This window comes from Micromonospora pisi (genome assembly GCF_003633685.1).
In the GTDB taxonomy this organism is placed as follows: domain Bacteria; phylum Actinomycetota; class Actinomycetes; order Mycobacteriales; family Micromonosporaceae; genus Micromonospora_G; species Micromonospora_G pisi.
Genome location: NZ_RBKT01000001.1, coordinates 2,867,072 through 2,893,740, shown reverse-complemented (window position 1 = coordinate 2,893,740; position 26,669 = coordinate 2,867,072). Strand labels below are relative to the sequence as shown.

Sequence of the window (26,669 nt, the reverse complement as noted above, 5' to 3'; positions counted from 1 at the left end):
ACCCGTAACCGGTGCCCGGTCCGACGTCTCATGATTATGGCGTGACAGATTTCCTACAGCAGCCCGCCGAAGGGTCAGAACGGTTGCGGCCGCCGGTCGCCGTCGCCGACGCGGCCGGGGTGCTGAGCGCGGCCGGGATCGGGCCGGCACGGGTGGAGGCCGAACTGCTGGCCGCGTACGTGCTGGACACCTCGCGGGGAAGGCTGGCGCTGACCGCCCGGTTCACCCCCGCCCAACTGGAGCGGTTCCAGGCGTTGGTCGCCCGTCGGGCCGGCCGTGAACCGTTGCAGCACCTGCTCGGATCGGCGCCATTTCGTTATCTGGAACTGGCGGTCGGGCCCGGTGTCTTCATCCCCCGACCGGAGACGGAACTGCTCGCCGGCGTCGGCGTCGACGCGGCGAAGCGGATCGCCGGCGAGGCCGGCGGTACGGGTGGTGCCGGTGATCCGGTGGTGGTCGACCTCTGCAGCGGCAGCGGTGCCATCGCCCTCTCCGTCGCCGACGAGGTGCCGGGCGCCCGGGTGGTGGCGGTCGAGCGGTCCACCGAGGCGCTGGTCTGGCTGCGGCGCAACGCGGCCGAGCGGGCCGCCGCCGGGGACCGGCCGATCGAGGTGGTGGCCGGCGACGTGACCGATCCGGGGCTGCTCGCCGAGTTGGCCGGGCGGGTGGACGTACTGCTCTGCAATCCGCCGTACGTGCCGGAGGCGATCGCCGTACCCCCGGAGGTGGCCGACCACGACCCGGCGGAGGCGGTCTTCGGTGGCGCCGACGGCCTGGCGGTGATCCGCCCGGTGCTGGACCGGGCCGCCGCCCTGCTGCGCCCCGGTGGGCTGCTCGGCATCGAGCACGATGACACCCACGCCGAGGCGGTGCCGGCGTTGCTCCGTGCGTACGGGGCCTTCGAGGAGGTACGGGATCATCCCGACCTGGCTGGTCGGCCCCGGTTCGTCACCGCACGCCGTTCCGTCGGCACCCGTGCCGACGAAGCCGCTCCGGCGTGGCAGACTGGCTCCTCGTGATGCTCTACGACTGCCGGTCCCTCGCCGAACGCGACCGTGGGATCGCCGCCGCGATCGAGGCGGTCAAGAACGGTGAACTGATCGTCCTGCCGACCGACACGGTCTACGGGGTCGGCGCCGACGCGTTCACGCCCTACGCCGTCACCGCGATGCTGAACGCCAAGGGGCGGGGCCGCAACGTCCCCTCGCCGGTCCTGGTCGGCTCCCGGCACACCCTGGACGGGCTGGTCTTCACCCTGCCGCAGGCTGCCCGTGACCTGGTCGCGGCCTTCTGGCCGGGCGCCCTGACGATCATCGTCGAACATTCGCCGAGCCTCCAGTGGGACCTCGGCGACACCTCCGGCACCGTCGCCGTACGGATGCCGCTGCACCCGGTGGCGCTGGAGGTGCTCCGGGAGACCGGCCCGATGGCGGTCTCCTCGGCGAACAAGCACGGACAGCCGGCGGCGGTCACCGCCGAGGAGGCCCGCGACCAGCTCGGTTACGCGGTCCGGGCCTACCTGGAGGCCGGGCCCTGCCCGGACCCGGTGCCGAGCACCATCGTCGACCTCACCGGCTCGGTGCCCCGGGTGGTGCGGGAGGGGGCGATCCCGTTGGAGAAGCTCCGCGACGTCGTGCCCGATCTTCAGGCCCAGGGGGGCTGAGTGCCGCCGTTCACCGTCCTGCACGTCTGCATGGGCAACATCTGCCGCTCGCCGATGGCCGAACGGCTGCTCACCTTCGCGATCCGCGAACGGCTCGCCCGGCACGCGGACGGTACGCCGGTCGACCAGGCGCTCGCCGACCAGTTGCTGCACAGTCACAGCGCCGGCACCGGTGGCTGGCACGCGGGGGAGGAGATGAACCCGCCGGCCGCCCGTCAGGTCCTGCTGCGTGGCGGTGCCGTCGAGGGTTTCGCCGCCCGCAAGCTCCGGTCGGACCAGATCGACGCCGCCGACCTGGTGCTGACCGCCACCGCCGACCAGCAGGAGTACGTCGTGGCGCTCCGCCCGGACGCGGCCGCCCGTACCTTCGTGCTCGGTGAGTTCGGCCGGCTGCTCGCCACCGTCGACCTCTCCCGGCTGCCGGCCGCGGCGGCCACCCCCGAGGCGGTCTACGCCCGTGGGGTCGAGCTGGTGGCGGCGGTCGACGCGGCCCGGCAGGGCAGCGAGCCGTTGCCGACGGACGACCTCGATGATCCGTGGGGGCGGGGCGACCAGTCGTTCCGCCGGGTCGCCGACGAGATCGAAGAGACGGTGGAACCGCTCGCCGCCACGCTGCTGCCCTGAGTCGGGTCGTCGTGTCCCCGAGCGTGGTCGCCCATCCCACCCCTGAGCAGGGCGTGCATGGATCACGCGGGAGGTGCTCCGTACACTCCACTGCGGTGGCGCACCCGACGAGGAGACCACGATGAGCACGTTCTTTGGGCCCGACTTCGATGAGTTGGCGGCCACCGACCCGGAAATCGCGGGCGTGGTCCTGGGCGAGCTGGACCGGCTGCGGGGCGGGCTGCAACTGATCGCCAGCGAGAACCTGACCTCGCCGGCGGTGCTGGCCGCGCTCGGTTCGACGCTGACCAACAAGTACGCCGAGGGTTATCCGGGCCGGCGCTACTACGGCGGCTGCGCCGAGGTGGACCGGGCCGAGGAGATCGGAATCTCCCGGGCCAGGGAGCTGTTCGGCGCCGAGCACGCCAACCTGCAACCGCACTCCGGGGCGAGCGCGAACCTGGCCGCGTACGCGGCGCTGGTGCAGCCGGGTGACACGGTGCTGGCGATGGAGCTGCCGCACGGCGGTCACCTGACCCACGGCAGCCGGGTCAACTTCTCCGGCAAGTGGTTCGCGCCGGTCGGATACACCGTGCGCCGGGACACCGAGCTGATCGACTATGACGAGGTTCGCGACCTGGCGATCGCGCACCGACCGAAGCTGATCATTTGTGGCGCCACCGCGTACCCCCGTCTGATCGACTTCGCCCGGTTCCGGGAGATCGCCGACGAGGTCGGGGCGTACCTGATGGTGGACGCCGCGCATTTCATCGGGCTGGTCGCCGGTGGGGCGATCCCGTCGCCGGTGCCGCACGCGGACGTGGTCTGCTTCACCACCCACAAGGTGCTCCGGGGGCCACGCGGCGGAATGATCCTCTGTCGGGAGTCGCTCGCCGACCGGATCGACAAGGCGGTCTTCCCGTTCACCCAGGGCGGGCCGTTGATGCACGCCGTCGCGGCCAAGGCGGTCGCGTTGCGCGAGGCCGCGCAACCTGACTTCAAGGCGTACGCGACCCAGGTGGTCCGGAACGCGCAGGCGTTGGCCGACGGGTTGGCGGCGGAGGGGATGCGTCCCGTCTCCGGGGGCACCGACACCCACCTGGCCCTGGTCGACCTGCGTGAGCTGGACGTCACCGGGCGGGACGCGGAGGAGCGGGCGGACCGGGCGACGATCACGCTGAACAAGAACGCGATTCCGTACGACCCACGTAAGCCGGCGGTCGCCTCCGGGATCCGGGTCGGCACGCCGAGCGTCACCACACAGGGCATGCGAGAGGGCGAGATGCGGCAGATCGCGACACTGATCTCCCGGGCGATCCGGACCGACCCGGCCGCCGCGGGTGGCGCCGACACACTGACCGAGGTCGCCCGCGATGTCGCGGACCTGGTCGCGAGCTTTCCGGCGTACCCCCGTGGCTGAGCTGACGCGGGACCGGGCCGAGGCGGTCCCGGACGGCGCCCCGGAACCCGCCCCCGCCGAGCAGATCGTCGACCCGGGAGGACTGGACGTCGGTGCCGCGGATTCGGTAGTGCCGGCGGACCGCTACTGGCGACTACGGCATCTGCCGCCACTGTTGGCCGCCTCGGCGGCGCTGATCGCTCTGGCCGCGCTCGTCGGTGGCCTGACCGTCGGTACGGCCGGCGCACTCGGCGCGGCGATCGGCGTTGCTGTGGTCACTTTCAGTTACACATCCTCCACCTTGGTCGTGGCCTGGGCCGATTCGCTGGACCCACAACTGGTCCTACCGTTCGGTCTGGCGATGTACGTGGCCAAATTCTCGGTGTTCGGGGTGCTGATGGCCGCCGCGGCGGCTACGGGCTGGCCAGGACTGGTGCCGTTGGCGCTGGGACTGTCCGTCGCGGTGGCCGTCTGGACCGGTGTGCACATCTGGTGGATCAGTACCGTTCACCTTCGCCGACTCGCCGAGACGACCAGCGCGTAAAAAAACTGTCCGTGATCGGTCATTTCCCAGCGGGCCGAAGCGGAGTAGCGTGCCTCCAGACGACGCCGCGCCCCAGAACGCCCACACACACCGGTTGTGCGGGGGGTGCCTCCTTGCCTCGTATTTCTGGCTGATATCGTTCGCCCCGTCATGGCCGGTGACCAAACCCCCCACTCCCCTGACGGCACGGGCGACTATCCGCCGCCCAACGCCGGACAGGGATGGACCGCGCTCGCATACCTGATCGCAGGGATGTTGGTGTGGGGCCTCATCGGCTGGCTGGTCGACCGATGGCTCGAAACCGATGGCGTCGCCATCGGGATCGGGGTAGTGCTCGGCGCGGCCGGGGGGATCTACCTGGTCATCCGCCGGCTCGGCGCGCCGCCTAACTAGGGAAGGGACGCGGTGATCGGACAAACGGTCGTCCTCGCGGAGGGCGATTCCCCGTTTCCACCCAGCGTGGGGGACTTCTTCCTGCCCAGCATCGCCCCCTGGGGCGAACATTCGCTCTGGGTCACCAAGATCACCCTGCTGGTCTGGCTCGCGGCCGGATTGCTCATCCTCTTCTTCCTGTTGAGCTACCGGAACCCGCAGCTGGTGCCGACCAAGAAGCAGTGGTTCGCTGAGTCGATCTACGGCTTCGTTCGCAACAACATCGCCGTGGAGATGATCGGGCACCGCGGAGTCGCCTTCGCGCCGTACTTCACCACGCTCTTCTGCTTCATCCTGCTGACGAACCTGTTCAGCATCGTTCCGTTGATCCAGATCTCGCCGAACTCGCACATCGCCTTCCCGGCGATCTTCGCGGCGATCAGCTACGTGATGTTCATCTGGGTGGGCATCCGGCACCACGGGGCGGCGAAGTTCTTCAAGCACTCGCTGATCCCGCCGGCGCCGTGGTACATCCTGCCGCTGCTGATTCCGATCGAGTTCTTCTCGACGTTCCTGGTTCGCCCGTTCTCACTGGCCGTGCGTCTGTTCGCGAACATGTTCGCCGGCCACATGCTCCTGCTGGTCTTCACCCTCGGCGGATTCGCGATGCTCAACGCGACCCCGCTGCTGGCCCCGGTCTCGGTGCTCTCCTGGGTGATGACCGTCGCGCTGACCTTCCTCGAAGGACTGGTCATCGTCCTGCAGGCATACGTCTTCGTCGTGCTGACCGCCAGCTACGTCCAGGGCGCTGTCGCCGAAGAGCACTGATTCCACAACCGCACAACCGTTGTCGTCCCGCGTGACCGTCACGCGTGATAACCAGGAGGAACCCACTAATGGACATCGCCGCAGTAGAGGGCAGCGTCGCCGCCATCGGTTACGGCCTTGCCGCCATCGGCCCGGGTATCGGCGTCGGCCTGGTCTTCGCCGCGTACATCAACTCGACCGCGCGTCAGCCTGAGTCGTCCCGGATCACCCTGCCCTACGTCTGGATCGGCTTCGCCGTGATCGAGGCGCTCGCCCTGCTCGGCATCGCGTTCGGCTTCATCTGGCAGGGACAGCTCTAGTTCCGCCGGCCTTCGTCAACGGAGGGGTTCACATGTATTCACTCGCTGCTGAAGGCGCGACAGAGCACAACCCGATCCTGCCGCTCTGGCAGGAGATCGTGGTTGGATCGGTCGCCTTCGCGATCCTCTGCTTCGTGCTGATGAAGTTCGTCTTCCCACGCATGGAGCAGACCTTCCAGGCGCGGGTCGACGCGATCGAGGGTGGCATCAAGCGGGCCGAGGTCGCGCAGGCCGAGGCGAACCAGCTGCTCGAGCAGTACCGGGCCCAGTTGGCGGAGGCGCGTACCGACGCCGCCAAGATCCGTGACGACGCGCGGGCCGACGCCGAGGGCATCCGACAGGACGTCCTGGCCAAGGCGCGCGAGGAGTCCGACCGGATCATCGCGCTCGGCAAGGAACAGCTCGCCGCCGAGCGGCAGACCATCGTGCGCGAACTGCGCGCGGAGGTCGGCACGCTCGCCGTCGACCTGGCTAGCAAGATCGTCGGTGAGTCGCTGGCCGACGAGGCGCGCCAGAAGGGCACGGTCGAGCGGTTCCTGACCGGCCTCGAGAGCGCGGGGGCCCGCTGATGCAGGCCGCCAGCCGGGAGTCGTACGCCGCCGCGGCGGAACGTCTGGACGCGTACGCCCAGACCGCCCAGCCGTCGGCGATCACCGACACCGCCGACGGGATCCTCGCCGTGGCCGATCTGCTGCGCCGTGAGGCGCGGCTGCGGCGGGCCCTGTCCGACCCGGCCCGTTCCGGCGAGGAGCGGGGCGGCCTGCTGGGCAGCCTGGTCGGCGACAAGGTCACCTCGGACGCCAAGGAGCTGCTCACCGTACTGGTGGGCGGCCGTTGGTCGGCACCGTCGCAACTGCTGGACGGGACCGAGCGGCTCGGGGTCGAGGCGCTGCTCGCCAGTGCCGACCGGGCCGACGACCTCGGTGAGGTCGAGGACGAGCTGTTCCGCTTCGGTCAGGTGGTCGGGGCGGACACCGCTCTGAGCAACGCCCTCTCCGACCCGATCGCGCCGGCTGCACAGCGGGCCGAACTGGTCCGGACGCTGCTCTCCGGCAAGGCCAAGCCGTCGACCATCCGCCTCGCTGAGGTGGCCCTGGCCGGGTTCGGCGGACGGTCCTTCTCCAACGGGCTCACCCGCCTGGTGGAACTGGCCGCCGACCGCCGCGACCGGCAGGTGGCCTACGTGACCGTCGCGGCGCCCCTCGGTGAGGATGAGGAGCGCCGGCTGAGCACCAAGCTGACCGAGATCTACGGTCGGGAGGTCGCCGTCAAGCAGACGGTCGACCCGCACGTGCTCGGCGGGCTGAGCGTCCAGGTCGGTGCCGATCTCTACGACGGCACCATCCTGCGCCGACTCACCGAAACCCGTAACGCGCTCAGCAAGCGCTGAACGCAGAACGCCGTACTTAGCTGCCGCTCTGAGTTAACTCCGGGCCCTGAATAGAGGAAGCAGAGGATGGCCGAGCTGACCATCTCGTCGGAGGAGATCCGCGGCGCCCTGGAGCGCTACGTCTCCTCCTATTCGCCCGACATCTCCCGCGAGGAGGTCGGCACCGTCGCCGACGCCGGTGACGGCATCGCGCACGTCGAGGGACTCCCCTCGACGATGGCCAACGAGCTGCTGGAGTTCGAGGACGGCACGCTCGGTGTGGCGCTGAACCTCGACGTCCGCGAGATCGGCACCGTGGTGCTCGGCGACTACGCCGGCATCGAGGAGGGGCAGCGCGTCAAGCGCACCGGCCGGGTGCTCTCGGTCCCGGTCGGCGACGCCTTCCTTGGTCGTGTGGTCAACGCACTCGGTGACCCGATCGACGGCCTCGGCGAGATCGCCAACGAGGGCTACCGTGAGCTGGAGCTGCAGGCCCCGAACGTGATGGCCCGTCAGGGTGTCACCGAGGCGCTGCAGACCGGCATCAAGGCCATCGACGCGATGACCGCGATCGGCCGGGGTCAGCGTCAGCTGATCATCGGTGACCGGAAGACCGGCAAGACCACGGTCGCCATCGACACGATCCTCAACCAGCGGGACAACTGGCGGTCGGGCGACCCGGCCAAGCAGGTCCGCTGCATCTACGTGGCGATCGGCCAGAAGGCCTCCACCATCGCCTCGGTGAAGGGCCTGCTCGAGGAGCAGGGCGCGATGGAGTACACCACCATCGTCGCCTCGCCCGCCTCGGACCCGGCCGGCTTCAAGTACATCGCTCCGTACGCCGGCTCCTCCATCGGGCAGCACTGGATGTACGGCGGCAAGCACGTCCTGATCGTCTTCGACGACCTGACCAAGCAGGCCGAGGCGTACCGCGCCGTGTCGCTGCTGCTGCGTCGCCCGCCGGGCCGCGAGGCCTACCCGGGTGACGTCTTCTACCTCCACTCCCGCCTGCTGGAGCGCTGCGCCAAGCTCTCCGACGAGCTGGGTGGTGGTTCGATGACCGGTCTGCCGATCATCGAGACCAAGGGCAACGACATCTCGGCGTTCATCCCGACCAACGTCATCTCCATCACCGACGGGCAGATCTTCCTCGAGGGTGAGCTGTTCAACCAGGGTGTCCGCCCGGCGATCAACGTCGGTACCTCGGTCTCCCGGGTCGGTGGCGCGGCGCAGGTCAAGCCGATGAAGAAGGTCGCCGGCCGGCTCCGGCTGGACCTGGCCCAGTACCGCGAGCTGGAGGCGTTCGCCGCCTTCGCCTCGGACCTGGACCGGGCCTCCCGTAACCAGCTGGAGCGCGGTGCCCGCCTGGTCGAGCTGCTCAAGCAGCCGAACTACTCGCCGTTCGCGGTCGAGCAGCAGGTGGTCTCGGTCTGGGCCGGCACCGAGGGCAAGCTCGACGACATCGCGGTGCCCGACGTCCGCCGGTTCGAGAACGAGTTCCTCGACTTCCTGGGCCGCAACTACGCGCCGACCATGCAGTCGATCGCCGCCAACAACTGGAACGACGACATCACCACCGCGCTTGACGAGGCCATCGGCCGGTTCAAGCAGCAGTTCCTGGGTAACCAGGACGAGGTGAAGGTCAACGACCCGGCCGCCGCGCCGCTCGAGGGCGACGAGAACCGCGAGACCGTGACCCGGTACCGCGATGGCGGGACCGACCAGCCGGCAGAGAAGTAGGGCTGAGCAATGGCGGCCCAGGTTCGCGTTCTTCGTCAACGAATCCGCTCGGCGAAGTCGATGAAGAAGATCACCAAGGCGATGGAGCTCGTGGCGACGAGCCGGATCGCCAAGGCCCAGGCCCGGGTGGCGGCATCCCTGCCGTACGCCCAGGCCATCACCGGTGTGCTCACCGCGCTGGCGTCCAACGCGGCGATCGATCACCCGCTGCTCACCGCCCGTCCGCGGGTCCGGCGGGCCGGGGTCGTGGTGGTCACCAGTGACCGCGGCCTGGCCGGCGGTTACAGCTCCAACGCGATCAAGACGGCTGAGTCGCTGCTGGCTCGGCTGCGCAGTGACGGCAAGGAGCCGGTGCTCTACGTCATCGGCCGTAAGGGTGTCGGGTTCTACAAGTTCCGCAACCGCCCGATCGCGGCGAGCTGGACCGGCTTCTCGGAGCAGCCCACGTTCGCCGATGCCCGTGAGGTGGGTGAGACGCTGATCAAGGCGTTCACCCACGGCGCGGACGACGAGGGCGGCGAGGCCGGCATCGACGGCGTGCTCGGCGTGGACGAGTTGCACATCGTCTACACCGAGTTCAAGTCGCTGATGACGCAGAACCCGGTCACCCGGATCATCGGTCCGATGGAGGTCGAGGACCGGCCCCGGTCCGAGGGCCTGCTGCCGGCGTACGAGTTCGAGCCGGAGGCGGAGGCGCTGCTCGACGCGCTGCTGCCGAAGTACATCAACACCCGCATCTACGCGGCGTTGATCGAATCGGCGGCAAGCGAGTCTGCGGCCCGTCGGCGCGCGATGAAGAGCGCGACCGACAACGCCGAGGACATGATCGGCAGATACACCCGCGAGATGAACTCGGCCCGCCAGGCCGGGATCACCCAGGAGATCAGTGAGATCGTCGGCGGCGCCAACGCGCTGGCCGCGTCGGGAAGTGAAGTGTGATGACTGCACCAGTAGAGACGAAGACCGCCACCGGTCGGGTGGTACGGGTCATCGGCCCGGTCGTCGACGCCGAGTTCCCGCGCGACGCGATGCCGGAAATCTTCAACGCCCTCAACGTCACCGTCTCGCTCTCCGGTGGAGACAAGACGCTGACCCTCGAGGTCGCCCAGCACCTGGGCGACAACATGATCCGCGCCATCTCGATGCAGCCGACCGACGGTATGGTCCGCGGCGCCGAGGTGCGCGACACCGGCAACCCGATCATGGTTCCGGTGGGTGACGGCACCAAGGGTCACGTGTTCAACGCGATCGGCGAGTGCCTGAACCTCAAGGAAGGCGAGAAGCTCCAGGTGTCCGACCGGTGGGGCATCCACCGGAAGGCCCCGGCCTTCGCCGACCTTGAGCCGAAGACCGAGATGCTGGAGACCGGCATCAAGGTGCTCGACCTGCTCGCCCCGTACGTCAAGGGTGGCAAGATCGGCCTCTTCGGTGGCGCGGGTGTTGGCAAGACCGTTCTCATCCAGGAAATGATCATCCGGGTGGCGAACAACTTCGGTGGTACCTCGGTCTTCGCCGGGGTGGGGGAGCGGACCCGTGAGGGCAACGACCTCATCCACGAGATGACCGAGTCCGGCGTCATCGACAAGACCGCCCTGGTCTACGGCCAGATGGACGAGCCGCCGGGCACGCGTCTGCGGGTCGCCCTCTCCGCGCTGACCATGGCGGAGTACTTCCGGGACGTGCAGAAGCAGGAGGTGCTGCTCTTCATCGACAACATCTTCCGCTTCACCCAGGCCGGTTCGGAGGTCTCCACCCTGCTCGGCCGTATGCCGAGTGCGGTGGGTTACCAGCCGACGCTCGCCGACGAGATGGGCGAGCTGCAGGAGCGGATCACGTCGGTCCGGGGCCAGGCGATCACCTCGATGCAGGCGATCTACGTCCCCGCGGACGACTACACCGACCCGGCGCCGGCGACCACCTTCGCCCACCTGGACGCGACCACCAACCTGGAGCGGTCGATCTCCGACAAGGGCATCTACCCGGCGGTGGACCCGCTGGCGTCCTCCTCGCGGATCCTCGCGCCGGAGTACGTCGGGCTGGAGCACTACACCGTCGCCTCCGAGGTGAAGCGGATCCTGCAGCGCTACAAGGACCTGCAGGACATCATCGCCATCCTCGGTATCGAGGAGCTCTCCGAGGAAGACAAGATCACGGTCGGCCGGGCCCGCCGGATCGAGCGCTTCCTCTCGCAGAACACCTACGCGGCTGAGGTCTTCACCGGCATCAAGGGTTCGTACGTGCCGGTCAAGGACACCGTCGAGGCGTTCAAGAAGATCAGCGAGGGTGAGTTCGATCACTTCCCCGAGCAGGCATTCTTCATGTGCGGTGGTCTCGACGACCTGGAGCGCAACGCTCGCGAGCTGATGAAGGACTAGTTTCCGTACCACGAAAAGGGACCGTGCCGGCGATAGCCGACACGGTCCCTTTTCTGTCGCCACCCGCGACGGCCGTCGGTCGAGTTGATCTTCCGAGGGGTTCCCCAGGATCCAGCGCTACGCTCTGCAACGTCGTGCCCGCGAGGGGCGGCCTGACCGGGCAGGCGAGGACGGGAGACGCGGGTGACCGACATGGATACGACCACCACCCACGGCAAGCGCAGGAGACGATCGACGGTGCCGCGCTGGGCGCGGGTCTCGATCATCTTCGGTACGGCGCTGATGCTGCTCAGTGGTGTCGTACTGGTCGGGTTCGAGGCGCTGCTCTCCCGTTACCAGGGCGCGGTGGCCAGCGCCGACCTCTTCGGTGACGAGACGGCCGCCACCCCGCCGCCGAAGACCTCGGACATCAAGGGCCCGGTCAACATCCTGCTGGTCGGCATCGACCCGCGGCAGCCGTCAACGCCGCCGCTGGCCGACTCGATCATGATTCTGCACGTGCCCGCCGGAATGGACCGGGCGTACCTCTTCTCCCTGCCCCGGGACCTGCGGGTGGACATCCCGGCGTTCCCCAAGGCCAACTACCCCGGCGGTAACGACCGGCTCAACTCGGCGATGTCGCACGGCAGTATCGTGCCCGGCAAGAACCCGGACGCGGCACGCGGCTTCGAGCTGCTCCAGACCACGATCAGCAACTACACCGGGATCAAGCGGTTCGACGCCGGTGCGATCCTCAACTTCAGCGGCTTCAAGAAGATCGTCGACGCGATGGGCGGCGTCGACATGTACATCGACGCCGACACCAAGTCCGAGCACCTGCAGCCGGACGGCAGTCCGCGACCGGGCAACCCGAACGGCGAGGGTTACATCGGCCCGCAGCGGGAGTACAAGAAGGGCGAGGCCCACCTCAACGGCTGGCAGGCGCTGGACTACGTACGGCAGCGCAAGACCCTGGTCGACGGCGACTACGGGCGTCAGCGCCACCAGCAGCAGTTCATCCGGGCGATGGCGAGCCAGGCGCTCAGCCGGGACGTGGTGACCAACCCGCTCAAGCTCGACGCGGTGCTGCGTGCCGCCGGCCAGTCCCTGATCTTCAGCGGTCGCGGGCACAGTGTCGCCGACTGGGCCTTCGCCCTGCGTGACCTGCGGTCCGACTCGATGACCCTGATCAAGCTGCCGCACGCCGCGCTCGGCACCGCCAGCAACTACCAGGGTGAGCAGTTGCAGGACCCGGCCCCGGACTTCTTCGCCTCGGTGGAGGCGGACACCCTGGACTCGTTCGTCGCCGCACATCCTGATTTGATCAACAAGGACAAGTAACATCGCGACCCGTCGCAGGTGAGGGGCGTTCGCCCGATCACCCGCCGAAGTACCCCGGTGGTACTTCTCGGCACCCGCCGTGGGTGCCGGCCGGGTACGCGACTAGACTCTGTGCAATCCCGTCGCCATACAAGGAGACAGCGTGGCAAATCAGCTACACGTCGAGCTCGTAGCCGTCGAGGAGAAGGTCTGGTCCGGCGAGGCCGAGATGGTCGTCGCGCGGACGACCGAAGGCGAGCTCGGAGTGCTGCCGGGCCACGCTCCTCTGCTGGGCCAGCTTGCCGAGCCCGGCCAGGTCCGAATCAAACTCGCCGGTGGTGAGCAGATCGCCTTCGAGGTCGCCGGCGGTTTCCTCTCCGTGACCGGCTCGGGCGTCACGGTTCTGGCGGAAAGCGCCACCGCAGTCACCGCCGCCGCGACGCGCTGACCCGGCACGTCGGTGCTGGTTCTGGAATGGATCGGGGTCGGCGTACTGGTCGTGCTCGCCGGCCTGCTGGTGCTCTTCGTCCGGCGCGCCCTGGTGACCCGCTCCGGCGGCATCATCCGGCTCAGCGTACGGGTGTCGACGATGCTCGACGGCCGTGGTTGGTCGCCCGGGTTCGGTCGCTTCACCGATGACGAACTGCGCTGGTACCGGATGTTCAGCTTCGCCATCCGGCCGAAGCGGGTGCTCGCCCGTCGTGGTCTGGCGGTCGAGCGGCGCCGGCTACCGGAAGGCCAGGAGCAGTTCTCCATGCCGGCCGACTGGGTGATTCTCCGCTGTACCAGTCACCAGGCGCCGGTGGAGATCGCGATGGCGCAATCCACGGTGACCGGGTTCCTCTCCTGGCTCGAGGCCGCCCCACCCGGGGCGGTCTCGCCGCGTCTCGGGGCCCAGGACTGGCCCGCAGCCTGAGGCGGACACCGTTCGAAGCTTGTCGTACGCGAACGCGCCCGGCCCCGATTCTCGGGACCGGGCGCTGGTCGTTGCGGGCCACATAACCGGCCGCTGACCGGATCGCTCCGGCGGCCTGGTCGTCGCCGCCCCGGCTGGCCGGCAGACGGGACGGGTCAGTCCAGGGAGTCGGCCGTACCGACGCGCAGCGGGGACCGGTCGGAGCCGTACGCGTCGGTCCGGATCGGGCGCCGGCAGTGGTAGACCAGGGCCGGCGGCAGGTTCGCCCAGACCGTACGGCCCATCGTGACCTCCTCGAACCGGGCCCGTAGCGCGGTGCGCAGCCGCTGGGCCGGCGGGGTCCAGATGGCGAAGAGGTAGGCGAAGGTGGTGAAGGCGCCGTCGTCGGCGAGCCCGTCGGCGACCGCGTCGAGCAGGTTGTGCTGCAGGTCCGACGAGAACGCGGCCCAGGGCAGGCCGCTCACGATCACGTCCGCCTGGCTGTGGCCCCGGGCTGCCAGCAGTTCGCGTAGCTTCCGGGCGTCGTCGGAGATGACTTCCACCGCCGGGTAGCGCCGGCTCAGCGCACCGGCGAAGTCACTGTTGATCTCGATTGCCAGTTGGTGACCACGGCCGCCGAGTCGGCGCTGGATTTCGCCGGTGAAGGCGCCGGTGCCGGGCCCGAGTTCGACCACCACTGGATCACCCGTACGTGGAACCGGTGCGGTGATCTTGTTGGCCAGCGCCGCCGAGCTGGGCGCGACCGCGCCGACCGACATCGGCTGGCGGACAAACTGGGTCAGGAACGTTAATTTCTCGTTGGCCACGGCCACCAAAATAGGCGATCAGAGCGCGGAATCGGTCGTCCGGGTGGTCTGATCTTCGATCAACGTCAGGAGACCCGTCGACCGGTGGCCGGAGAGCCTCCGCGCCGCTCGTCGGTCATTTTCGGCGACGCCGGTGGTTAGCGCTTGCCACCGGGGACCCATAGCACGTCGCCGTCCGGATTGGCCGTTCTTGCCAGGATGAACAACAGATCAGAAAGCCGGTTGAGATACTTTGCCGGAAGAATGCTGGTTCGTCCCTGATCGTGGTTCACCAGTGCCCAGGCAGCGCGTTCGGCTCGCCGCGCCACCGTACGCGCGACGTGCAGCAGGGCCGCCCCAGCGGTACCGCCGGGCAGGATGAAGGAGTCGAGCTTGGCCAGTTCCGCGTTGTACTCGTCGCACCAGCCCTCCAACCGGGTCACGTACTCCTCGGTCACCCGCAACGGCGGATACGCCGGGTCGGGCTCGATCGGGGTGGCCAGGTCGGCTCCGACGTCGAACAGGTCGTTCTGGACCGCGGCCAGCACCGTGACCAGGTCGTCGCGGAGTTGCCCGAGCGCGAGTGCCACCCCGATCGCGGCGTTGCACTCGTCCACGTCCGCGTACGCCGCGATCCGCGGATCCGTCTTGTCGACCTGCTCGTTGTTGCTCAGCCTGGTTTGGCCGGCGTCGCCGGTCCTGGTGTAGATGCGGGTGAGGTGAACGGCCATGACGGACAGCGTACGGAGGTCCGACGGCGAGCCGCCCACCCAGACGGTGCCGGGTGGGGGAGTCGACCCCGGCCCCGCACTGGCCGGCGGCGAGGCGGGTGTGCCGGCCGACCTGTCCGCAGGGGTCACGGCCGGGGTGGCGGCCGACTCTACGATGGCCGACGTGGACGTGATCAGAGTCAGTGGCGGTGCCCGACTCGCCGGTGAGGTGCACGTCGTGGGCGCCAAGAACTCCGCGCTCAAACTGATGGCGGTGGCCCTGCTGGCCCCCGGCCGCAGCGTGATCACGAACGTACCCCGGATCACCGATATCGCGATCATGGGCGAGGTGCTGCGCCGGCTCGGCTGCGAGGTCTCCTTCGGGGAGGACAACGGCACGTCGACCGGGACCATCGACGGCATCCCGGTCGTCGGTGTGGGGGACGGGGTACCGGCGGAAGTGCCGCCGGTGGACGGCGCCGGGCCGGTTCGCGACGTCGCCACCACCCCCAGCGGTGAGGCGCAGGCGGCGGTCGACCTCGGCGCGGCGCCCGGCCGGGCCCGTACGGTCACCATCGACGTACCGGCGGAGCCGGGCACCGACGCCGACTATGACCTGGTACGCCGGCTGCGCGCGTCGATCTGCGTACTCGGCCCGTTGCTGGCCCGGCGCGGTTACGTCCGGGTGGCCCATCCCGGCGGGGACGCGATCGGCTCGCGGGGTCTGGACATGCACGTGTCGGGGCTGGCCAGGATGGGTGCGGAAATATCCGGCTCACACGGCTTCGTGATCGCCTCGGCACCGAACGGGCTGCACGGGGCGACCATCTGGCTGGACTTTCCCAGCGTCGGCGCGACCGAGAACCTGGTCATGGCGGCGGTGCTGGCCAAGGGGACCACGGAGATCGACAACGCGGCCCGGGAGCCGGAGATCGTGGACATCTGCGCGATGCTCTCCGCGATGGGGGCCAGGATCGAGGGCGCCGGCACCTCCACCATCCGGATCGAGGGCGTCAGCGAGCTGCGCCCGGTGCGGCACCGTACGGTCGGCGACCGGATCGTCGCCGGGACCTGGGCGTTCGCGGCGGCGATGACCCAGGGGGACGTGACCGTGACCGGTGCCAGCCCCGGTTTCCTGGAGATCGCGCTGGACAAGGTGATCTCCGCCGGTGGACTGGTCGAGACCCGTACCGACGCCTTCCGGGTCCGGATGGACCGGCGGCCGCGCGCGGTCGACGTGGTCACCCTGCCGTTCCCGGGCTTCGCCACCGACCTGCTGCCGATGGCGATCGGGATGGCCTCGGTCAGCGAGGGCGCCTCCCTGATCACCGAGAACATCTTCGACGGCCGGTTCATGTTCGTGAACGAGATGGCCCGGCTCGGGGCCGACATCAAGACCGACGGGCACCACGCGGTGGTACGCGGCCGCGAGCGTCTCTCCAGCGCCCCGGTACGGGCCACCGACATCCGGGCCGGCGCCGGCCTGGTGATCGCCGGGCTCTGCGCGGACGGGGTGACCGAGATCTCGCATGTGCACCATGTCGACCGGGGCTATCCGGACTTCGTCGCCGACCTGCGCGCGCTCGGCGTGGAGGTCGAGCGGACCACCGCCCCGGCGGAGCAGGCCTTCACCCTCTGACCCGAGCGGCACCGCTGACGCCGACCCGCACCCACTGACGCCGGCTCCGACCGGCTGGCCCGCCACCCGGATCGACCTCCGTCGCCTCTCCTTAGGTGTCGTTCAGGTGGACGGATAGAGTGCGGTTGACGGCAGGGGTACCAGGGGAGGGAGCAGGAGGATGGCGGGTCGACTCGCGATCATCGGGGCCGGTTTGATGGGCTCGGGCATTGCCCAGGTAGCGGCGCAGGCGGGCTGGCAGGTGACGCTCCGTGACCTGGACGACGCGGCGACCAGGCGCGGGCTGGACGGCATCCGTGGCTCGCTGGAGAAGTTCGCGAGCAAGGGCAGGATCGAGGCCGGCGAGGTGGAGGCGACTCTCGCCCGGATCACCACGACCACCGACCTGGGCGCCGCAGCCGACGCTGACCTGGTCGTCGAGGCGGTCTTCGAGCGCCTGGAACTCAAGCAGGAGGTCTTCCGCGAGCTGGACCGGATCTGCCGGCCCGACGCGGTGCTCGCCACCAACACCTCGGCCATTCCGGTCACCCAGATCGCCGCGGTGACCCAGCGGCCGGAGTCCGTCGTCGGCACCCACTTCTTCTCCCCGGTGCCGATGATGCAGCTCTGCGAGCTGGTGCGCGGCTACAAGACCAGTGACGAAACGCTTGCCACCGCCCGTGTCTTCGCCGAGGAGATCGGCAAGACCTGCGTCGTGGTCAACCGGGACATCGCCGGCTTCGTCACCACCAGGTTGATCACCGCGCTGGTGATGGAGGCGGTCAAGCTGGTCGAGTCCGGGGTGGTCTCGGCCGAGGACCTGGACACCGCCTGCAAGCTCGGCTTCGGGCACGCCATGGGCCCGCTCGCCACCACCGACCTGACCGGAGCGGACGTGCTGCTGCACGCGACGAAGAACATCTACACCGACACCGGTGACGAGAAATTCTTCCCACCGGAGCTGCTCCAGCGCATGGTCGCCGCAGGCGACCTGGGCCGCAAGACCGGCCAGGGGTTCTACTCGTACTGAGCTGCCGGTGGGGGCGGTGGCTCGCCGGGCCCGGCTCCGAGCGGATGCTCCTATGGAGTGTCAAGTGGTGAGTGCGGCGAGGTCTGCGAGTAGGGCGGTGTGGACTTCTCGGATGATGTAGCGCTTGAGGCAGCGGATGATCTCTTTTTTGCTGAGGCCTTGGGTGGTGCGTCGTTCGGTGTAGGCGCGGGTGCGGGGATCGTGGCGTAGGCGGCAGAGCGCGATGGTGTAGAGCGCTTTGTTTGCGGCGCGGTCCCCGCCTCGGTTGAGTCGGTGCCGGTTGGTGCGTCCGGAGCTGGCGGGGATGGGTGCGGCGCCGCAGAGGTGGGCTAGGGCGGCTTCGCTGTGGAGCCGGTCGGGGTTGTCTCCGGCGGTGGCTAGGAGTTGCCCGGCGACGTCGGGGCCGACGCCGAGGAGCGCGTTCAGGCGTGGGGCGGTGGTGGCCACGATGGGGTGGAGTCGGTGTTCGAGTTGGGTGATCTCGGTGGTCAGGGTCTGGACCCGGGTGGCGATCGAGTGGAGTGCCGCTCGGGTGGCCTGGATCGGATCACTTGTCGGGGTGTCGTCGGTGGTCAGGGTGGTGCAGGCGGTGATCAGGGCCTGGCCGTGCAGGCCGGTGAGGTTGGCGCGGAGTTCTTCGGGGGGGGGCGGAGGCGATGAGGCCGTGGAGTTGGTTGAGTGCGGCGGTGCGGGCCTTGACTGCGCCGCTGCGGGCGACTCGTAGGGTGCGGATCGCTTCGACGGGGCCGGTGCGGGTCTTGGGGGTGCCGTTGGCTTGTCCGGACAGGGCGGCTCGGGCGGCGGCGATCGCGTCGATCGGGTCGGACTTGCCCTTCGTGCGGCGGGTTTTGCGGTCGGGTCGGTCGACTTCGACCAGGGTGATGTTCTGGCTGGTCAGGTAGCGGGCCAGGCCGGCGCCGTAGGCGCCGGTGCCCTCGATACCAACCTTGGTTACCCGGCCGTGTGATCGGAGCCAGGCCAGGAGGTCGTGGTAGCCGGCTGCGGTGGCGGGGAACTGCTGGTCGTTGAGTACCCGGCCGGTCTGGTCGACCACGGCGGCGTGGTGGGTTCTGCCGTGGGTGTCGATTCCACCGGTGATCTGACGCTTCTTGGCTGTCATGCTGGGGTGTCGTCCCGTTCGCTCGCACCGGACAAGGGTCGGCACGCACCGCCGCGACGGTGGACAAGACAGTGATGGGTGCCTCTCGCACAGGCTCCTATCAGGTCACATCCGCCCAGGTGGTGAGTGCGGTAGCGGGTCACCCGGACCGGTCGACGAATCCGCCCAAGGACAGTGATCGTCGGTCAGGCTTTGGGTCAGACCAACCGGGTGACCCGCCCTTACATCCTCACTGTCAGGCTTGATCTCTCCGCCGGGCCCGGCGGGCCACCACCTTCTCGGCTTCCGGGCGTCGTCGCGGGCGTCGTCGCGTCAGGTGGTCAGCCGTCGCGCCGGGTGGTCCAGCGGAAGGTGCGGAGGCAGAGCACCAGGCCGACGATGCACCAGGCGGCGAGAACCAGGGCCACCTTGCCCAACTCGTACGAGCCGGCGGGTTCCTGGGCGCCGAACGAGGCGGGCAGGAAGACCGAACGCAGGCCCTGGCACATCCACTTCAGTGGGAAGATCGCCGCCACCTGCTGCATCCAGGTCGGCAGGTCGGTGAAGACGAAGAAGACCCCGGAGATGAACTGGAGGATCAGGGCGACCGGGGTGACCGTGCTCGGCGCGCTGCGGCCGCTGCGGGCCAGCGACGAGAAGGCGATCCCGCAGAGCGTGCAGGCGGTGATGCCGAGCGCGGCGACCCAGGCGAAGGTGAGCCACTTGGCGCCGGTGTCGGGCAGTCGCAGGTCGAACAGGAGGACGGCGACGGCGAGCAGCAGGACCGTCTCGGCGACCCCGATCACCGCGACCATGATCACCTTGCCGGCGAAGTAGACCCACTTCGGCATCGGTGTACCACGCAGGCGCTTGAGTACGCCCCGGTCCCGCTCGATCGGAATCTGGATGGCCAGACTCTGGAAACCGACGGTCATCAGCCCGGTGGCGATCATGCCGGTGACAAAGTATTGGGTGAACCGCACCCCACCGCCGATCTCACCCTTGAAGATCGACGCGAAAATCAGGATCAGCACCACCGGGAAGAGCATGGTGAAGACCACCGACTCCCGGCTACGCAGGAACTGTCGCAGCTCCAGCCGCCCCTGGCGCAGGCCCAGCGTCGCTGGACCGAGGCGACGGGGCGCCGCGACCCGGGTCGCTTCCGTGGTCGTGCTCATCACTGTCCGATCATCCGCAGGTAGACGTCTTCCAGGGTCGGGCGGGTCACCGTGAGCCCCGGAACCTCGCCGCCGTACCGCCCGGCCAACTCCGCGATCAAGGCCGTCGGCGTCGCGCTCTCCGCCTGTTGCGGCGTCCCGTCCGGCGTACGCCAGGAGACCATCGGCAGCGCCTGCTGCCGGTTGCCCAGCTCGGCCGGGGTGGCCACCTCGACCAGTTGACCGGCGGCGATCACGCCCACCCGGTCGGCGAGTGACTCCGCCTCGTCCAGATAGTGGGTGGTCAGCACGATGGTGGTGCCGCCGGCCGAGAGGTCACGGATCAGTTCCCAGAACTCGCGCCGAGCCTCCGGGTCGAACCCGGTCGTCGGCTCGTCGAGGAAGAGCAGTTCGGGCCGGCCGACGATGCCGAGCGCCACGTCGAGGCGGCGCTTCTGTCCGCCGGAAAGGGTGTGCGTGCGGGCATTGACCTTGTCGGTCAGTCCGACCCGACCGATCACCCGGTCCGGGGCCTCCGGCGCCGGGTAGAACGCGGCGAAGTGGTCCACCACCTCGCCCACGGTCAGGTCGTCGAACTCGCCGGTGCCCTGGAGCACGATTCCGACCCGGGAGCGCCAGTCCCGGCCGGCGGTGTCCGGGTCGACACCGAGCACGCTGACCTCGCCACCGTCGCGCCGCCGGTAGCCCTCCAGGATCTCCACCGTGGTCGTCTTGCCGGCGCCGTTCGGGCCGAGCAGGGCGAAGACCTCGCCGGTACGCACCGTCAGGTCCAGACCGGCGACGGCGGCGTGCTCGCCGTACGACTTGCGCAGACCTCGTACGGAGATCGCGGGCTGGTCACTCATGCCGACCACTATGCGCGCCGGTACCGCCCGGTGGGGATCCGGGGTCCGGGGGGAGTGAGCCGGGTCAATTGGGCACGGCGGGTGGGAAGATCCGTTCGGTTCGCGGTGTCACGGTACCGGCCGGCCGTGGGGCGTCTCAGGATTCGGCCAGTACCTCGGAGAGCGTGGCCGGGACCAGGCCCCGTTCCCGCAGTCCGGCCAGGATGTGTGGCAGCGCCTCGTCGGTCATCGCCGCGTTCGCCTCGGTCACGTGCATGATCACCACTGAACCGGGACGTACCTGGTCGAGTACCGCCCGCACGATCGGCTGCCAGGCGGTGGCGAACGGGTCGCCGCTGACCACGTCTCCGTCGACCACGGTCACGCCGAGCGGCGCGAGGGCGGCCAGCGCCTCCCCGTCGTGGCAGAGCCCGGGGAATCGGAAGTAGCGGGTCTGCCGCCCGCCGTACGGCTCGATCACCCGGAACGTCTTCGCCACGTCCTCGGTCATGTTCCGGCTCGGCACCCGGGGGAGGTCGTAGCAGTTGCCGGTGAACGCCAGATGCCCGTACGTGTGGTTCGCCAGTTCGAACCGGGGATTGCCAGCCAGCCGGCGGGTCAGTTCCGGGTAGCGCTCGACCCACTTGCCGGTCAGGAAGAAGGTGGCCGGCAGCTGCTCCCGCTCCAGCAACTCGACGATGCGCAGGTTGGCGTACGACTTCACCCTGCCCGTACGCAGGCTGTAGAGCATCGAGTCGGTCATGTCCGCGTCGAAGGTGAGAGCGACCCGGTTCCCCGTACGCGGACCGTGGTCGACCACCGGCGGCCTGGTGCCCGCCCTGGTGGCGCCGGGGACACCGCGGTCCGGCGGAGTGCCCCCGCTGCCGGCCGACGGGGTGGGGGAGGTCCTGCCCGGTTCGGTGGTGGCGGGTCTGCCTGGTTCGGTGGTGCCGGTCCCGTTCGGGCTGCTCGCCACCGGGGTCGGGGTGCCGGCCGGGCCGGGTGGATGGCTCACCTCGGACGGGGCGTCGGCGGACACCGACCCACGGCCGGGCGGCGACAGCGCGACGCCCAGCGCTATCGCGCTGGTGGTGGTGCCGAGCACGGCCGCCGCGACCAGCGCGCCGATCAGCAGACGGGACCGGGCTCGGCTCACGTCGCTGATCATGTCAGACGTGAGGGAACCTCATTGACCGGAAGCCGAGACGTCACCCGACCGTGGGAGGCCGGCCCGGCTCCCGGAATCCAGTCGCTCCTGCCGGCAAAGTCGCAGCTCAGACGCGGTAGCCGGCGGCGCGGGCCGTCTCCCGTTCCCGCTTGCGCTCCCGCCGGCGGCGCAGCGTCCAGGGCAGCAGGATCGCGAAGCCGGCCAGGAAGAGCAGCACCAGCACCGGAAGGATGATCGCCACGAGCGACATCGCCACGCTGGTCACGTCCTCCACGGTGCTGGCCACCGGAGCGCCGATCCCGGCGGTGCCCGCGTTGATCACCGGCCGGGCAGCCGACTTGACCGCGTGTACGCCGAACGCGATCACCACTCCGGTGACGATCGGCACCCACTGGTTGGAGGAGAAGAAGCTGCCCGGGTCGGTGACCGTCACCGTCTCCGAGCTCGACCCCGCACTGAACACCAGTCCGCCCGCGGTCGGCCGGACCACCGTCTGCACAAGATCGTTGACGTGGTCGACCACCGGCACCTTGTCGGCCACGAACTCGACCGCCAGCAGCACGATCAGGATCGCGATCACCCAGCCGTTGGAGAGCCACTGCCAACCGCTGGGCAGGTCGATCAGACCGGTGAAGCGGGACAGCAGTCCCATCGTCAACAGGGGAATGTAGGCATTCAGGCCGGCCGAAGCGGCAAGGCCCGTACCGGTGAGGGCTTCCAGCACGGCGTCAGCATCTCACCGCCGTACGACTTTCGCTCGACGGCGTTCGCTCGATGGCTCCCGTACGACGGCCTTCGCTTCCTGGCCGGCTTCCGGCGTGCGCGGCGGGGACCGGCTGCCGGCTCCGCTACCCTCGTCGGGTGCGGTTGGTGATAGCGCGATGCGCGGTGGACTACGTGGGACGACTTTCGGCGCACCTGCCGCTGGCCACCCGGTTGTTGATGGTCAAGGCGGACGGGTCGGTGTCGATCCACGCCGACGACCGGGCCTACAAGCCACTCAACTGGATGAGCCCGCCGTGCCGGCTGGAAGAGGCCCCCGGTGTGTGGCGGGTCGTCAACAAGGCCGGTGAGGAACTGCGGATCACCCTGGAGGAGGTCTTCCAGGACACCTCGTACGAACTCGGGGTCGATCCCGGCCTGCGCAAGGACGGGGTGGAGGCGCACCTGCAGGAGCTGTTGGCGGCGAACCCGACCACGCTCGGCGACGGCTTCACGTTGATCCGTCGGGAGTACCCGACCGCGATCGGTCCGGTCGACCTGCTCTGCCGCGACGGCGCCTCGGGCACCGTGGCGGTGGAGGTGAAGCGGCGCGGTGACATCGACGGCGTGGAGCAACTGACCCGCTACCTGGAACTACTCAACCGCGATCCACTGCTCGCCCCGGTCCAGGGTGTCTTCGCCGCCCAGGAGATCAAGCCGCAGGCCCGGGTGCTCGCCAATGACCGGGGCATCCGCTGCGTCGCCGTCAACTACGACCGCCTGCGCGGCATCGAGCGCGACGAGCTGACCCTCTTCTAGCCGTCGGCTCCAGGTGGCACGGCCGTGGTCTTCGGCACCTCCACTCGACCGGGCAGCCGGAGCGGGTACACATCCACCGCTGACCTTCGCCGCGCCGCTCCAGCCGCGCGGGGGTGTTAGGAAGGGCCCCTTCCTATACAAAAAGCGATAACAAGGGGCCCTTCCTTACGGGGAGCCGAGGACGGCGATGAGGGACTTGGGGAGGGTGGCGAGGCGCTCGACCCGGATCTGGGACTGTGGGAAGTAGTGCCGCATCTGGGACCGGTCCACCAGTTCGGTCCAGAGCACCTGCTGGATCGCGGCCTCGTGCGTCTTCGCCGGCGAGTGGGCCAGCGGCCAGCGGCGGGCGACCAGCGTACGGAACCGGACCGGTAGGAACTGCATGCCGGGGGCGATCCAGTGTGGCTCGATCGGGAAGTAGCGGTACGGGGTCTGCACCCAGTGCGCGTCGCTGAGCAGGTGCACCGACTCGGCGAACCGGACTCGCCGTTCGTGCCCGCCGACGTGCTCCAGCACGGAGTTGGAGAAGACCAGGTCGTACCGGCGGTGGGAGATCGTCGGAGGTAGCGCACAGGCGTCGCCGTAGTCGACCTCCGCCCAGTCGGGGATCTCCGGTGGCGGTGCCTCCAGGTTGACCACGTGTACGTGTTTCGGGCGTACCACCGCTCGGGCCCAGGTCTCCACCCGACCGCCGAGGTCGATGATGGACATCTGGGCCAGGTCGGGAAACGTCTCGACCAGCCAGGTCGCCCGCTTGCTGCGCCTGCGGGCGGCAAACGAATCCTCGTTCTCGACCAGGCGAGATCGCAATGCGTGTATCCCCACTTGACGGAATGTAGGGGTACGTCAGCTTGAGCCGGTATATCTGAAACGCCTATTCCTCCACCACGATCGGATGGGTAAGGATCACCGGCCGTACATAATTTTGACGGCTTTTGCGATTTTCGCGACCTGTGCCGGGGTTCGGGAGAAGGTCATCGCCGGCAGCAGCGATGGTCCACGTCGTACGGTGATCGCCTTCGCCCGGCCGAACTCGCGCAGTCCGTCGTCGCCGTGGACCCGACCGAAGCCGGAGTCGCCCACCCCACCGAAGGGCAGCGTGGACATGCCGGCGAAGCTGAGCGCCGAGTTCACCGCGACCATCCCGGAGCGCAGTCGACGGGCGATCTCGACCGGTCGACGCTTGCCGAAGACCGCGCCACCGAGCCCGTACGGAACCGCGTTTGCCCTGTTCACCGCTGCGTCGGCGTCCTCAACCCGGGTGATGGTGAGGGTCGGGCCGAAGGTTTCCTCGCGGATCGCCAGGGCGTCCTCGGGCACGTCGACCAGGATGGTCGGCCGGACGTACGGGGGCTGCACCGCATCCGGTCCGCCGAGCACCGCGCGCCCTCCCCGAGCTAGAGCGTCATCGATGTGTCGCCGGATCACCTCGACCTGGGTCGGCATGGTGATCGGACCGAGATGGGCGTCGGGTTCGGAGCCCACGGTGAGCTTTTCCGCCCTCGTCACCACCTTGGCCACGAAGTCGTTGTATATCTCCTCGACCGCGTAGACCCGTTCGATTCCGATACAGGTCTGCCCCGCGTTGGTCAGCGCCCCCCAGACGGCGGCGTCGGCGGCGGCGTCCAGGTCGGCGTCACCGTCCACGATCATCGCGTCCTTGCCGCCCGCTTCGAGCAGGACCGGCGTCAGTGTCTCGGCGCAGGCGGCCATCACCTTGCGTGCGGTAGCGGTCGAGCCGGTGAAGGCGACCTTGTTCACTCCGGACCGGCATAGCGCCGCGCCGACGTCCCCGAGTCCGTGCACCACCTGGAGTACGGGTTGCTCGGGCACCACCTCGCCGAGGCTGTCGACGAGCCACTGGCCGACGGCGGGGGTGTACTCGCTCGGCTTGAGCACCACCGTGTTTCCGGCGGCGAGCGCGTACGCGATCGATCCGAGCGGGGTCAGTACCGGGTAGTTCCACGGGCCGATCACGCCGACGACGCCGTACGGCTGGTATTCGAGCCGGGCGGCGAACTCGGCCACGATGAGTCGGGAGCGGACCCGGCGGGGACCGAGCACCCGTTTGGCATTGCGTGCGGCCCAGTCGACGTGCTCGATCGCGGAGGCGATCTCGACGACGGCATCGGCGAGCGGCTTGCCGGTCTCGTCGTGCACCAGGTCGGCGAGCTCCTCGACCCGGTGCGCGAGCCGGGAGCGCCAGCGCAGCAGCCGGGCGCGGCGCCCGGTGAAGCCGAGCCCGGCCCACCAGGTCGCGGCGGTCCGCGCCCGGGTCACCCGTTGGATCAGATCGTCGGCGCTGGCTACCGGAAAGCGGCCCACCTCCGCGCCGCTGGCGGGATGCGTGGAGATCAACTCGCCGTGGTCGACCACGGGTACGCCGGGAGCGTGCGGAGCCGTCATGGCCGGAGTCTAAACCTGAGGATTACTCACGGGTAGCCGGCGAAGCGCCGCGTCTGTCCGGACCCGCCCCGATGGCACGCATCGAACGGCTTGCACTCCGACCGAACCGGTCACCCGAATTCACCTACCGGACGAGCAACTCCATCCTGCGGTTAATGGAGATGGGAGCCGCTCGATGTCAGGCTGACTCTGGGCGCCGAGGGGGGCGTGGAGACCGGCATCCGGGGGGAGGTTGGTCGGAGTGAGCGAGCTGTGCGGAGAGTCGATGTCGGACGAGTTGCACCTGTTGCCACTGCTGACGGTGGTCAACGGACCTATGCGGGGGGCCAGTTTCCGGCTGCGTCCCGGCACCCGCAGGATCGGCCGTGAGGAGGGCGTCGACATCGTCATCGACGACCGGAAGGTGAGTCGGCGGCACGCCATGCTGGACCTGGCGCAGGGGCGCGCCCTGCTGGTCGACACCGGTTCCACCAACGGCACCTGGCTCAACGACCAGCGGATCTCCCGCCCGATGGAGCTGCGCGACGGCGACCGGATCCGGGTCGGGAACGTGGAACTGCGCTTCTTCGACCCGGCGGCGGCGCTCACCGACCCGGTCGGCGCGATCCGGTACACGCAGTCCTCGCCGCCGCCCGCGTTCCGGCCTGCCGACCAGCCGTCGCAGGCATCGGCCCGGGCGACCGCCGCCGCGCTCGGCGCACCGACCCAGGCGATGGCGACCGGACGTGGTCCCGGTCGGCTGCTCTGGTTCTTCGGCGGCGGAGCGGTGTTGGCCGGATGGGCGGCTTGGGCGTACCTGGTGCTGAACTGAGTGAAATGCGCTGATCGTCCTGGTACGCCACGGCAGGTCGTACCGCCATATCGGGGCCGCCGGCTTATGTGGGGATGCCACACTGCCCGACCAGACGCACAGTGGCACCATC

At 69.2% G+C, this 26,669-nt stretch carries 27 protein-coding genes and 2 pseudogenes; 20 read left to right on the top strand and 9 right to left on the bottom strand.

Translation table 11 applies throughout. The annotated features are described in order from the left end of the window. Positions 1-41 precede the first annotated feature (41 nt). From prmC to BDK92_RS11770, 16 genes are all read left to right on the top strand, one after another. Complete coding sequence (gene prmC / locus BDK92_RS11845; RefSeq protein ID WP_121156759.1) at positions 42-1,019, top strand: peptide chain release factor N(5)-glutamine methyltransferase; 978 nt, start codon at positions 42-44, stop codon at positions 1,017-1,019. Then, the gene (locus BDK92_RS11840) at positions 1,019-1,663 is read left to right on the top strand and encodes an L-threonylcarbamoyladenylate synthase (RefSeq protein ID WP_121162004.1); all 645 of its coding nucleotides are present in this window, start codon (positions 1,019-1,021) and stop codon (positions 1,661-1,663) included. The genes prmC and BDK92_RS11840 overlap by 1 nt, the downstream gene beginning before the upstream one ends. Further along, complete coding sequence (locus BDK92_RS11835; RefSeq protein ID WP_121156758.1) at positions 1,664-2,287, top strand: arsenate reductase/protein-tyrosine-phosphatase family protein; 624 nt, start codon at positions 1,664-1,666, stop codon at positions 2,285-2,287. A gap of 121 nt (positions 2,288-2,408) precedes the next feature. Beyond that, complete coding sequence (locus tag BDK92_RS11830) at positions 2,409-3,686, top strand: serine hydroxymethyltransferase (protein ID WP_121156757.1); 1,278 nt, start codon at positions 2,409-2,411, stop codon at positions 3,684-3,686. A gap of 82 nt (positions 3,687-3,768) precedes the next feature. Next, entirely contained in the window at positions 3,769-4,209 is a 441-nt protein-coding gene (locus BDK92_RS11825) for a hypothetical protein (protein ID WP_121162002.1), read from the top strand. 150 nt (positions 4,210-4,359) lie between these two features. Beyond that, complete coding sequence (locus BDK92_RS11820; protein WP_121156756.1) at positions 4,360-4,602, top strand: AtpZ/AtpI family protein; 243 nt, start codon at positions 4,360-4,362, stop codon at positions 4,600-4,602. A gap of 12 nt (positions 4,603-4,614) precedes the next feature. After that, a complete protein-coding gene (gene atpB, locus BDK92_RS11815) occupies positions 4,615-5,409 on the top strand; it encodes a F0F1 ATP synthase subunit A (RefSeq protein ID WP_121156755.1) in 795 nt (264 codons plus the stop codon). Positions 5,410-5,477: 68 nt separating this feature from the next. Continuing rightward, complete coding sequence (locus tag BDK92_RS11810) at positions 5,478-5,708, top strand: ATP synthase F0 subunit C (RefSeq protein ID WP_121156754.1); 231 nt, start codon at positions 5,478-5,480, stop codon at positions 5,706-5,708. A 32-nt stretch (positions 5,709-5,740) separates the two neighbouring features. Further along, entirely contained in the window at positions 5,741-6,277 is a 537-nt protein-coding gene (locus BDK92_RS11805) for a F0F1 ATP synthase subunit B (RefSeq protein WP_121156753.1), read from the top strand. Further along, positions 6,277-7,098 carry a F0F1 ATP synthase subunit delta gene (locus BDK92_RS11800; RefSeq protein ID WP_121156752.1) on the top strand — a complete coding sequence of 274 codons (822 nt, stop codon included), beginning with the start codon at positions 6,277-6,279 and terminating at the stop codon, positions 7,096-7,098. The genes BDK92_RS11805 and BDK92_RS11800 overlap by 1 nt, the downstream gene beginning before the upstream one ends. Before the next feature lie 66 nt (positions 7,099-7,164). Continuing rightward, the gene (gene atpA, locus BDK92_RS11795) at positions 7,165-8,817 is read left to right on the top strand and encodes a F0F1 ATP synthase subunit alpha (RefSeq protein ID WP_121156751.1); all 1,653 of its coding nucleotides are present in this window, start codon (positions 7,165-7,167) and stop codon (positions 8,815-8,817) included. 9 nt (positions 8,818-8,826) lie between these two features. Beyond that, a complete protein-coding gene (locus BDK92_RS11790; protein WP_121156750.1) occupies positions 8,827-9,756 on the top strand; it encodes a F0F1 ATP synthase subunit gamma in 930 nt (309 codons plus the stop codon). After that, complete coding sequence (gene atpD / locus BDK92_RS11785) at positions 9,756-11,192, top strand: F0F1 ATP synthase subunit beta (protein WP_121156749.1); 1,437 nt, start codon at positions 9,756-9,758, stop codon at positions 11,190-11,192. Before BDK92_RS11790 ends, atpD begins: the two co-directional genes overlap by 1 nt. Before the next feature lie 192 nt (positions 11,193-11,384). Next, complete coding sequence (locus BDK92_RS11780) at positions 11,385-12,512, top strand: LCP family protein (protein ID WP_121156748.1); 1,128 nt, start codon at positions 11,385-11,387, stop codon at positions 12,510-12,512. A gap of 142 nt (positions 12,513-12,654) precedes the next feature. Next, positions 12,655-12,939, top strand: a complete 285-nt coding sequence (locus BDK92_RS11775; RefSeq protein WP_121156747.1) for a F0F1 ATP synthase subunit epsilon — start codon at positions 12,655-12,657, stop codon at positions 12,937-12,939. A gap of 12 nt (positions 12,940-12,951) precedes the next feature. Then, positions 12,952-13,407 (top strand): DUF2550 domain-containing protein, encoded by a 456-nt coding sequence (locus BDK92_RS11770; RefSeq protein WP_121156746.1) that lies wholly within the window; start codon positions 12,952-12,954, stop codon positions 13,405-13,407. A gap of 155 nt (positions 13,408-13,562) precedes the next feature. Here BDK92_RS11770 and BDK92_RS11765 read toward each other — a convergent pair whose 3' ends face one another. After that, complete coding sequence (locus tag BDK92_RS11765; RefSeq protein WP_211349188.1) at positions 13,563-14,213, bottom strand: class I SAM-dependent methyltransferase; 651 nt, start codon at positions 14,211-14,213, stop codon at positions 13,563-13,565. Positions 14,214-14,350: 137 nt separating this feature from the next. After that, entirely contained in the window at positions 14,351-14,923 is a 573-nt protein-coding gene (locus BDK92_RS11760; RefSeq protein ID WP_121156745.1) for a cob(I)yrinic acid a,c-diamide adenosyltransferase, read from the bottom strand. A gap of 166 nt (positions 14,924-15,089) precedes the next feature. On the opposite strand from BDK92_RS11760, the pseudogene murA reads away from it, so the two are divergent. Both murA and BDK92_RS11745 read left to right on the top strand, forming a co-directional pair. Further along, a pseudogene (murA, locus tag BDK92_RS11750) lies at positions 15,090-16,541 on the top strand (UDP-N-acetylglucosamine 1-carboxyvinyltransferase); the annotation flags it as partial. Between the two features lie 160 nt (positions 16,542-16,701). Then, entirely contained in the window at positions 16,702-17,550 is an 849-nt protein-coding gene (locus BDK92_RS11745) for a 3-hydroxyacyl-CoA dehydrogenase family protein (RefSeq protein WP_121156744.1), read from the top strand. A 60-nt stretch (positions 17,551-17,610) separates the two neighbouring features. On the opposite strand, the pseudogene BDK92_RS41135 reads toward BDK92_RS11745, so the two are convergent. From BDK92_RS41135 to BDK92_RS11720, 5 genes and pseudogenes are all read right to left on the bottom strand, one after another. Continuing rightward, a pseudogene (locus BDK92_RS41135) lies at positions 17,611-18,670 on the bottom strand (IS110 family RNA-guided transposase). A gap of 320 nt (positions 18,671-18,990) precedes the next feature. Further along, positions 18,991-19,827 carry an ABC transporter permease gene (locus BDK92_RS11735; protein ID WP_121156743.1) on the bottom strand — a complete coding sequence of 279 codons (837 nt, stop codon included), beginning with the start codon at positions 19,825-19,827 and terminating at the stop codon, positions 18,991-18,993. After that, a complete protein-coding gene (locus BDK92_RS11730; protein WP_121156742.1) occupies positions 19,827-20,672 on the bottom strand; it encodes an ABC transporter ATP-binding protein in 846 nt (281 codons plus the stop codon). Before BDK92_RS11730 ends, BDK92_RS11735 begins: the two co-directional genes overlap by 1 nt. A 136-nt stretch (positions 20,673-20,808) precedes the next feature. After that, positions 20,809-21,807 (bottom strand): polysaccharide deacetylase family protein, encoded by a 999-nt coding sequence (locus BDK92_RS11725; RefSeq protein WP_246016972.1) that lies wholly within the window; start codon positions 21,805-21,807, stop codon positions 20,809-20,811. A 118-nt stretch (positions 21,808-21,925) separates the two neighbouring features. After that, positions 21,926-22,543 (bottom strand): DUF4126 domain-containing protein, encoded by a 618-nt coding sequence (locus BDK92_RS11720; RefSeq protein WP_121156741.1) that lies wholly within the window; start codon positions 22,541-22,543, stop codon positions 21,926-21,928. A gap of 137 nt (positions 22,544-22,680) precedes the next feature. Here BDK92_RS11720 and nucS point away from each other — a divergent pair, with 137 nt between their 5' ends. Then, entirely contained in the window at positions 22,681-23,340 is a 660-nt protein-coding gene (gene nucS / locus BDK92_RS11715) for an endonuclease NucS (RefSeq protein ID WP_121156740.1), read from the top strand. 165 nt (positions 23,341-23,505) lie between these two features. Here nucS and BDK92_RS11710 read toward each other — a convergent pair whose 3' ends face one another. After that, positions 23,506-24,165 carry a class I SAM-dependent methyltransferase gene (locus BDK92_RS11710; RefSeq protein WP_121156739.1) on the bottom strand — a complete coding sequence of 220 codons (660 nt, stop codon included), beginning with the start codon at positions 24,163-24,165 and terminating at the stop codon, positions 23,506-23,508. A gap of 81 nt (positions 24,166-24,246) precedes the next feature. Then, positions 24,247-25,746: an aldehyde dehydrogenase family protein gene (locus tag BDK92_RS11705; RefSeq protein ID WP_121156738.1), complete on the bottom strand. Its 1,500-nt coding sequence runs from the start codon at positions 25,744-25,746 to the stop codon at positions 24,247-24,249. 265 nt (positions 25,747-26,011) lie between these two features. Here BDK92_RS11705 and BDK92_RS11700 point away from each other — a divergent pair, with 265 nt between their 5' ends. Next, the gene (locus tag BDK92_RS11700) at positions 26,012-26,557 is read left to right on the top strand and encodes an FHA domain-containing protein (RefSeq protein ID WP_121156737.1); all 546 of its coding nucleotides are present in this window, start codon (positions 26,012-26,014) and stop codon (positions 26,555-26,557) included. The last annotated feature ends 112 nt before the right edge of the window (positions 26,558-26,669 follow it).

Bases quoted from the DNA above. Each gene is read 5' to 3' on its own strand.
- BDK92_RS11840 (WP_121162004.1), top strand. From the start codon at position 1,019: ATGCTCTACGACTGCCGGTCCCTCGCCGAACGCGACCGTGGGATCGCC.
- BDK92_RS11830 (WP_121156757.1), top strand. From the start codon at position 2,409: ATGAGCACGTTCTTTGGGCCCGACTTCGATGAGTTGGCGGCCACCGAC.
- BDK92_RS11820 (WP_121156756.1), top strand. From the start codon at position 4,360: ATGGCCGGTGACCAAACCCCCCACTCCCCTGACGGCACGGGCGACTAT.
- BDK92_RS11810 (WP_121156754.1), top strand. From the start codon at position 5,478: ATGGACATCGCCGCAGTAGAGGGCAGCGTCGCCGCCATCGGTTACGGC.
- BDK92_RS11805 (WP_121156753.1), top strand. From the start codon at position 5,741: ATGTATTCACTCGCTGCTGAAGGCGCGACAGAGCACAACCCGATCCTG.
- BDK92_RS11800 (WP_121156752.1), top strand. From the start codon at position 6,277: ATGCAGGCCGCCAGCCGGGAGTCGTACGCCGCCGCGGCGGAACGTCTG.
- atpA (WP_121156751.1), top strand. From the start codon at position 7,165: ATGGCCGAGCTGACCATCTCGTCGGAGGAGATCCGCGGCGCCCTGGAG.
- BDK92_RS11790 (WP_121156750.1), top strand. From the start codon at position 8,827: ATGGCGGCCCAGGTTCGCGTTCTTCGTCAACGAATCCGCTCGGCGAAG.
- atpD (WP_121156749.1), top strand. From the start codon at position 9,756: ATGACTGCACCAGTAGAGACGAAGACCGCCACCGGTCGGGTGGTACGG.
- BDK92_RS11780 (WP_121156748.1), top strand. From the start codon at position 11,385: ATGGATACGACCACCACCCACGGCAAGCGCAGGAGACGATCGACGGTG.
- BDK92_RS11760 (WP_121156745.1), bottom strand. From the start codon at position 14,923: ATGGCCGTTCACCTCACCCGCATCTACACCAGGACCGGCGACGCCGGC.
- BDK92_RS11745 (WP_121156744.1), top strand. From the start codon at position 16,702: ATGGCGGGTCGACTCGCGATCATCGGGGCCGGTTTGATGGGCTCGGGC.
- BDK92_RS11735 (WP_121156743.1), bottom strand. From the start codon at position 19,827: ATGAGCACGACCACGGAAGCGACCCGGGTCGCGGCGCCCCGTCGCCTC.
- BDK92_RS11730 (WP_121156742.1), bottom strand. From the start codon at position 20,672: ATGAGTGACCAGCCCGCGATCTCCGTACGAGGTCTGCGCAAGTCGTAC.
- BDK92_RS11705 (WP_121156738.1), bottom strand. From the start codon at position 25,746: ATGACGGCTCCGCACGCTCCCGGCGTACCCGTGGTCGACCACGGCGAG.
- BDK92_RS11700 (WP_121156737.1), top strand. From the start codon at position 26,012: ATGTCGGACGAGTTGCACCTGTTGCCACTGCTGACGGTGGTCAACGGA.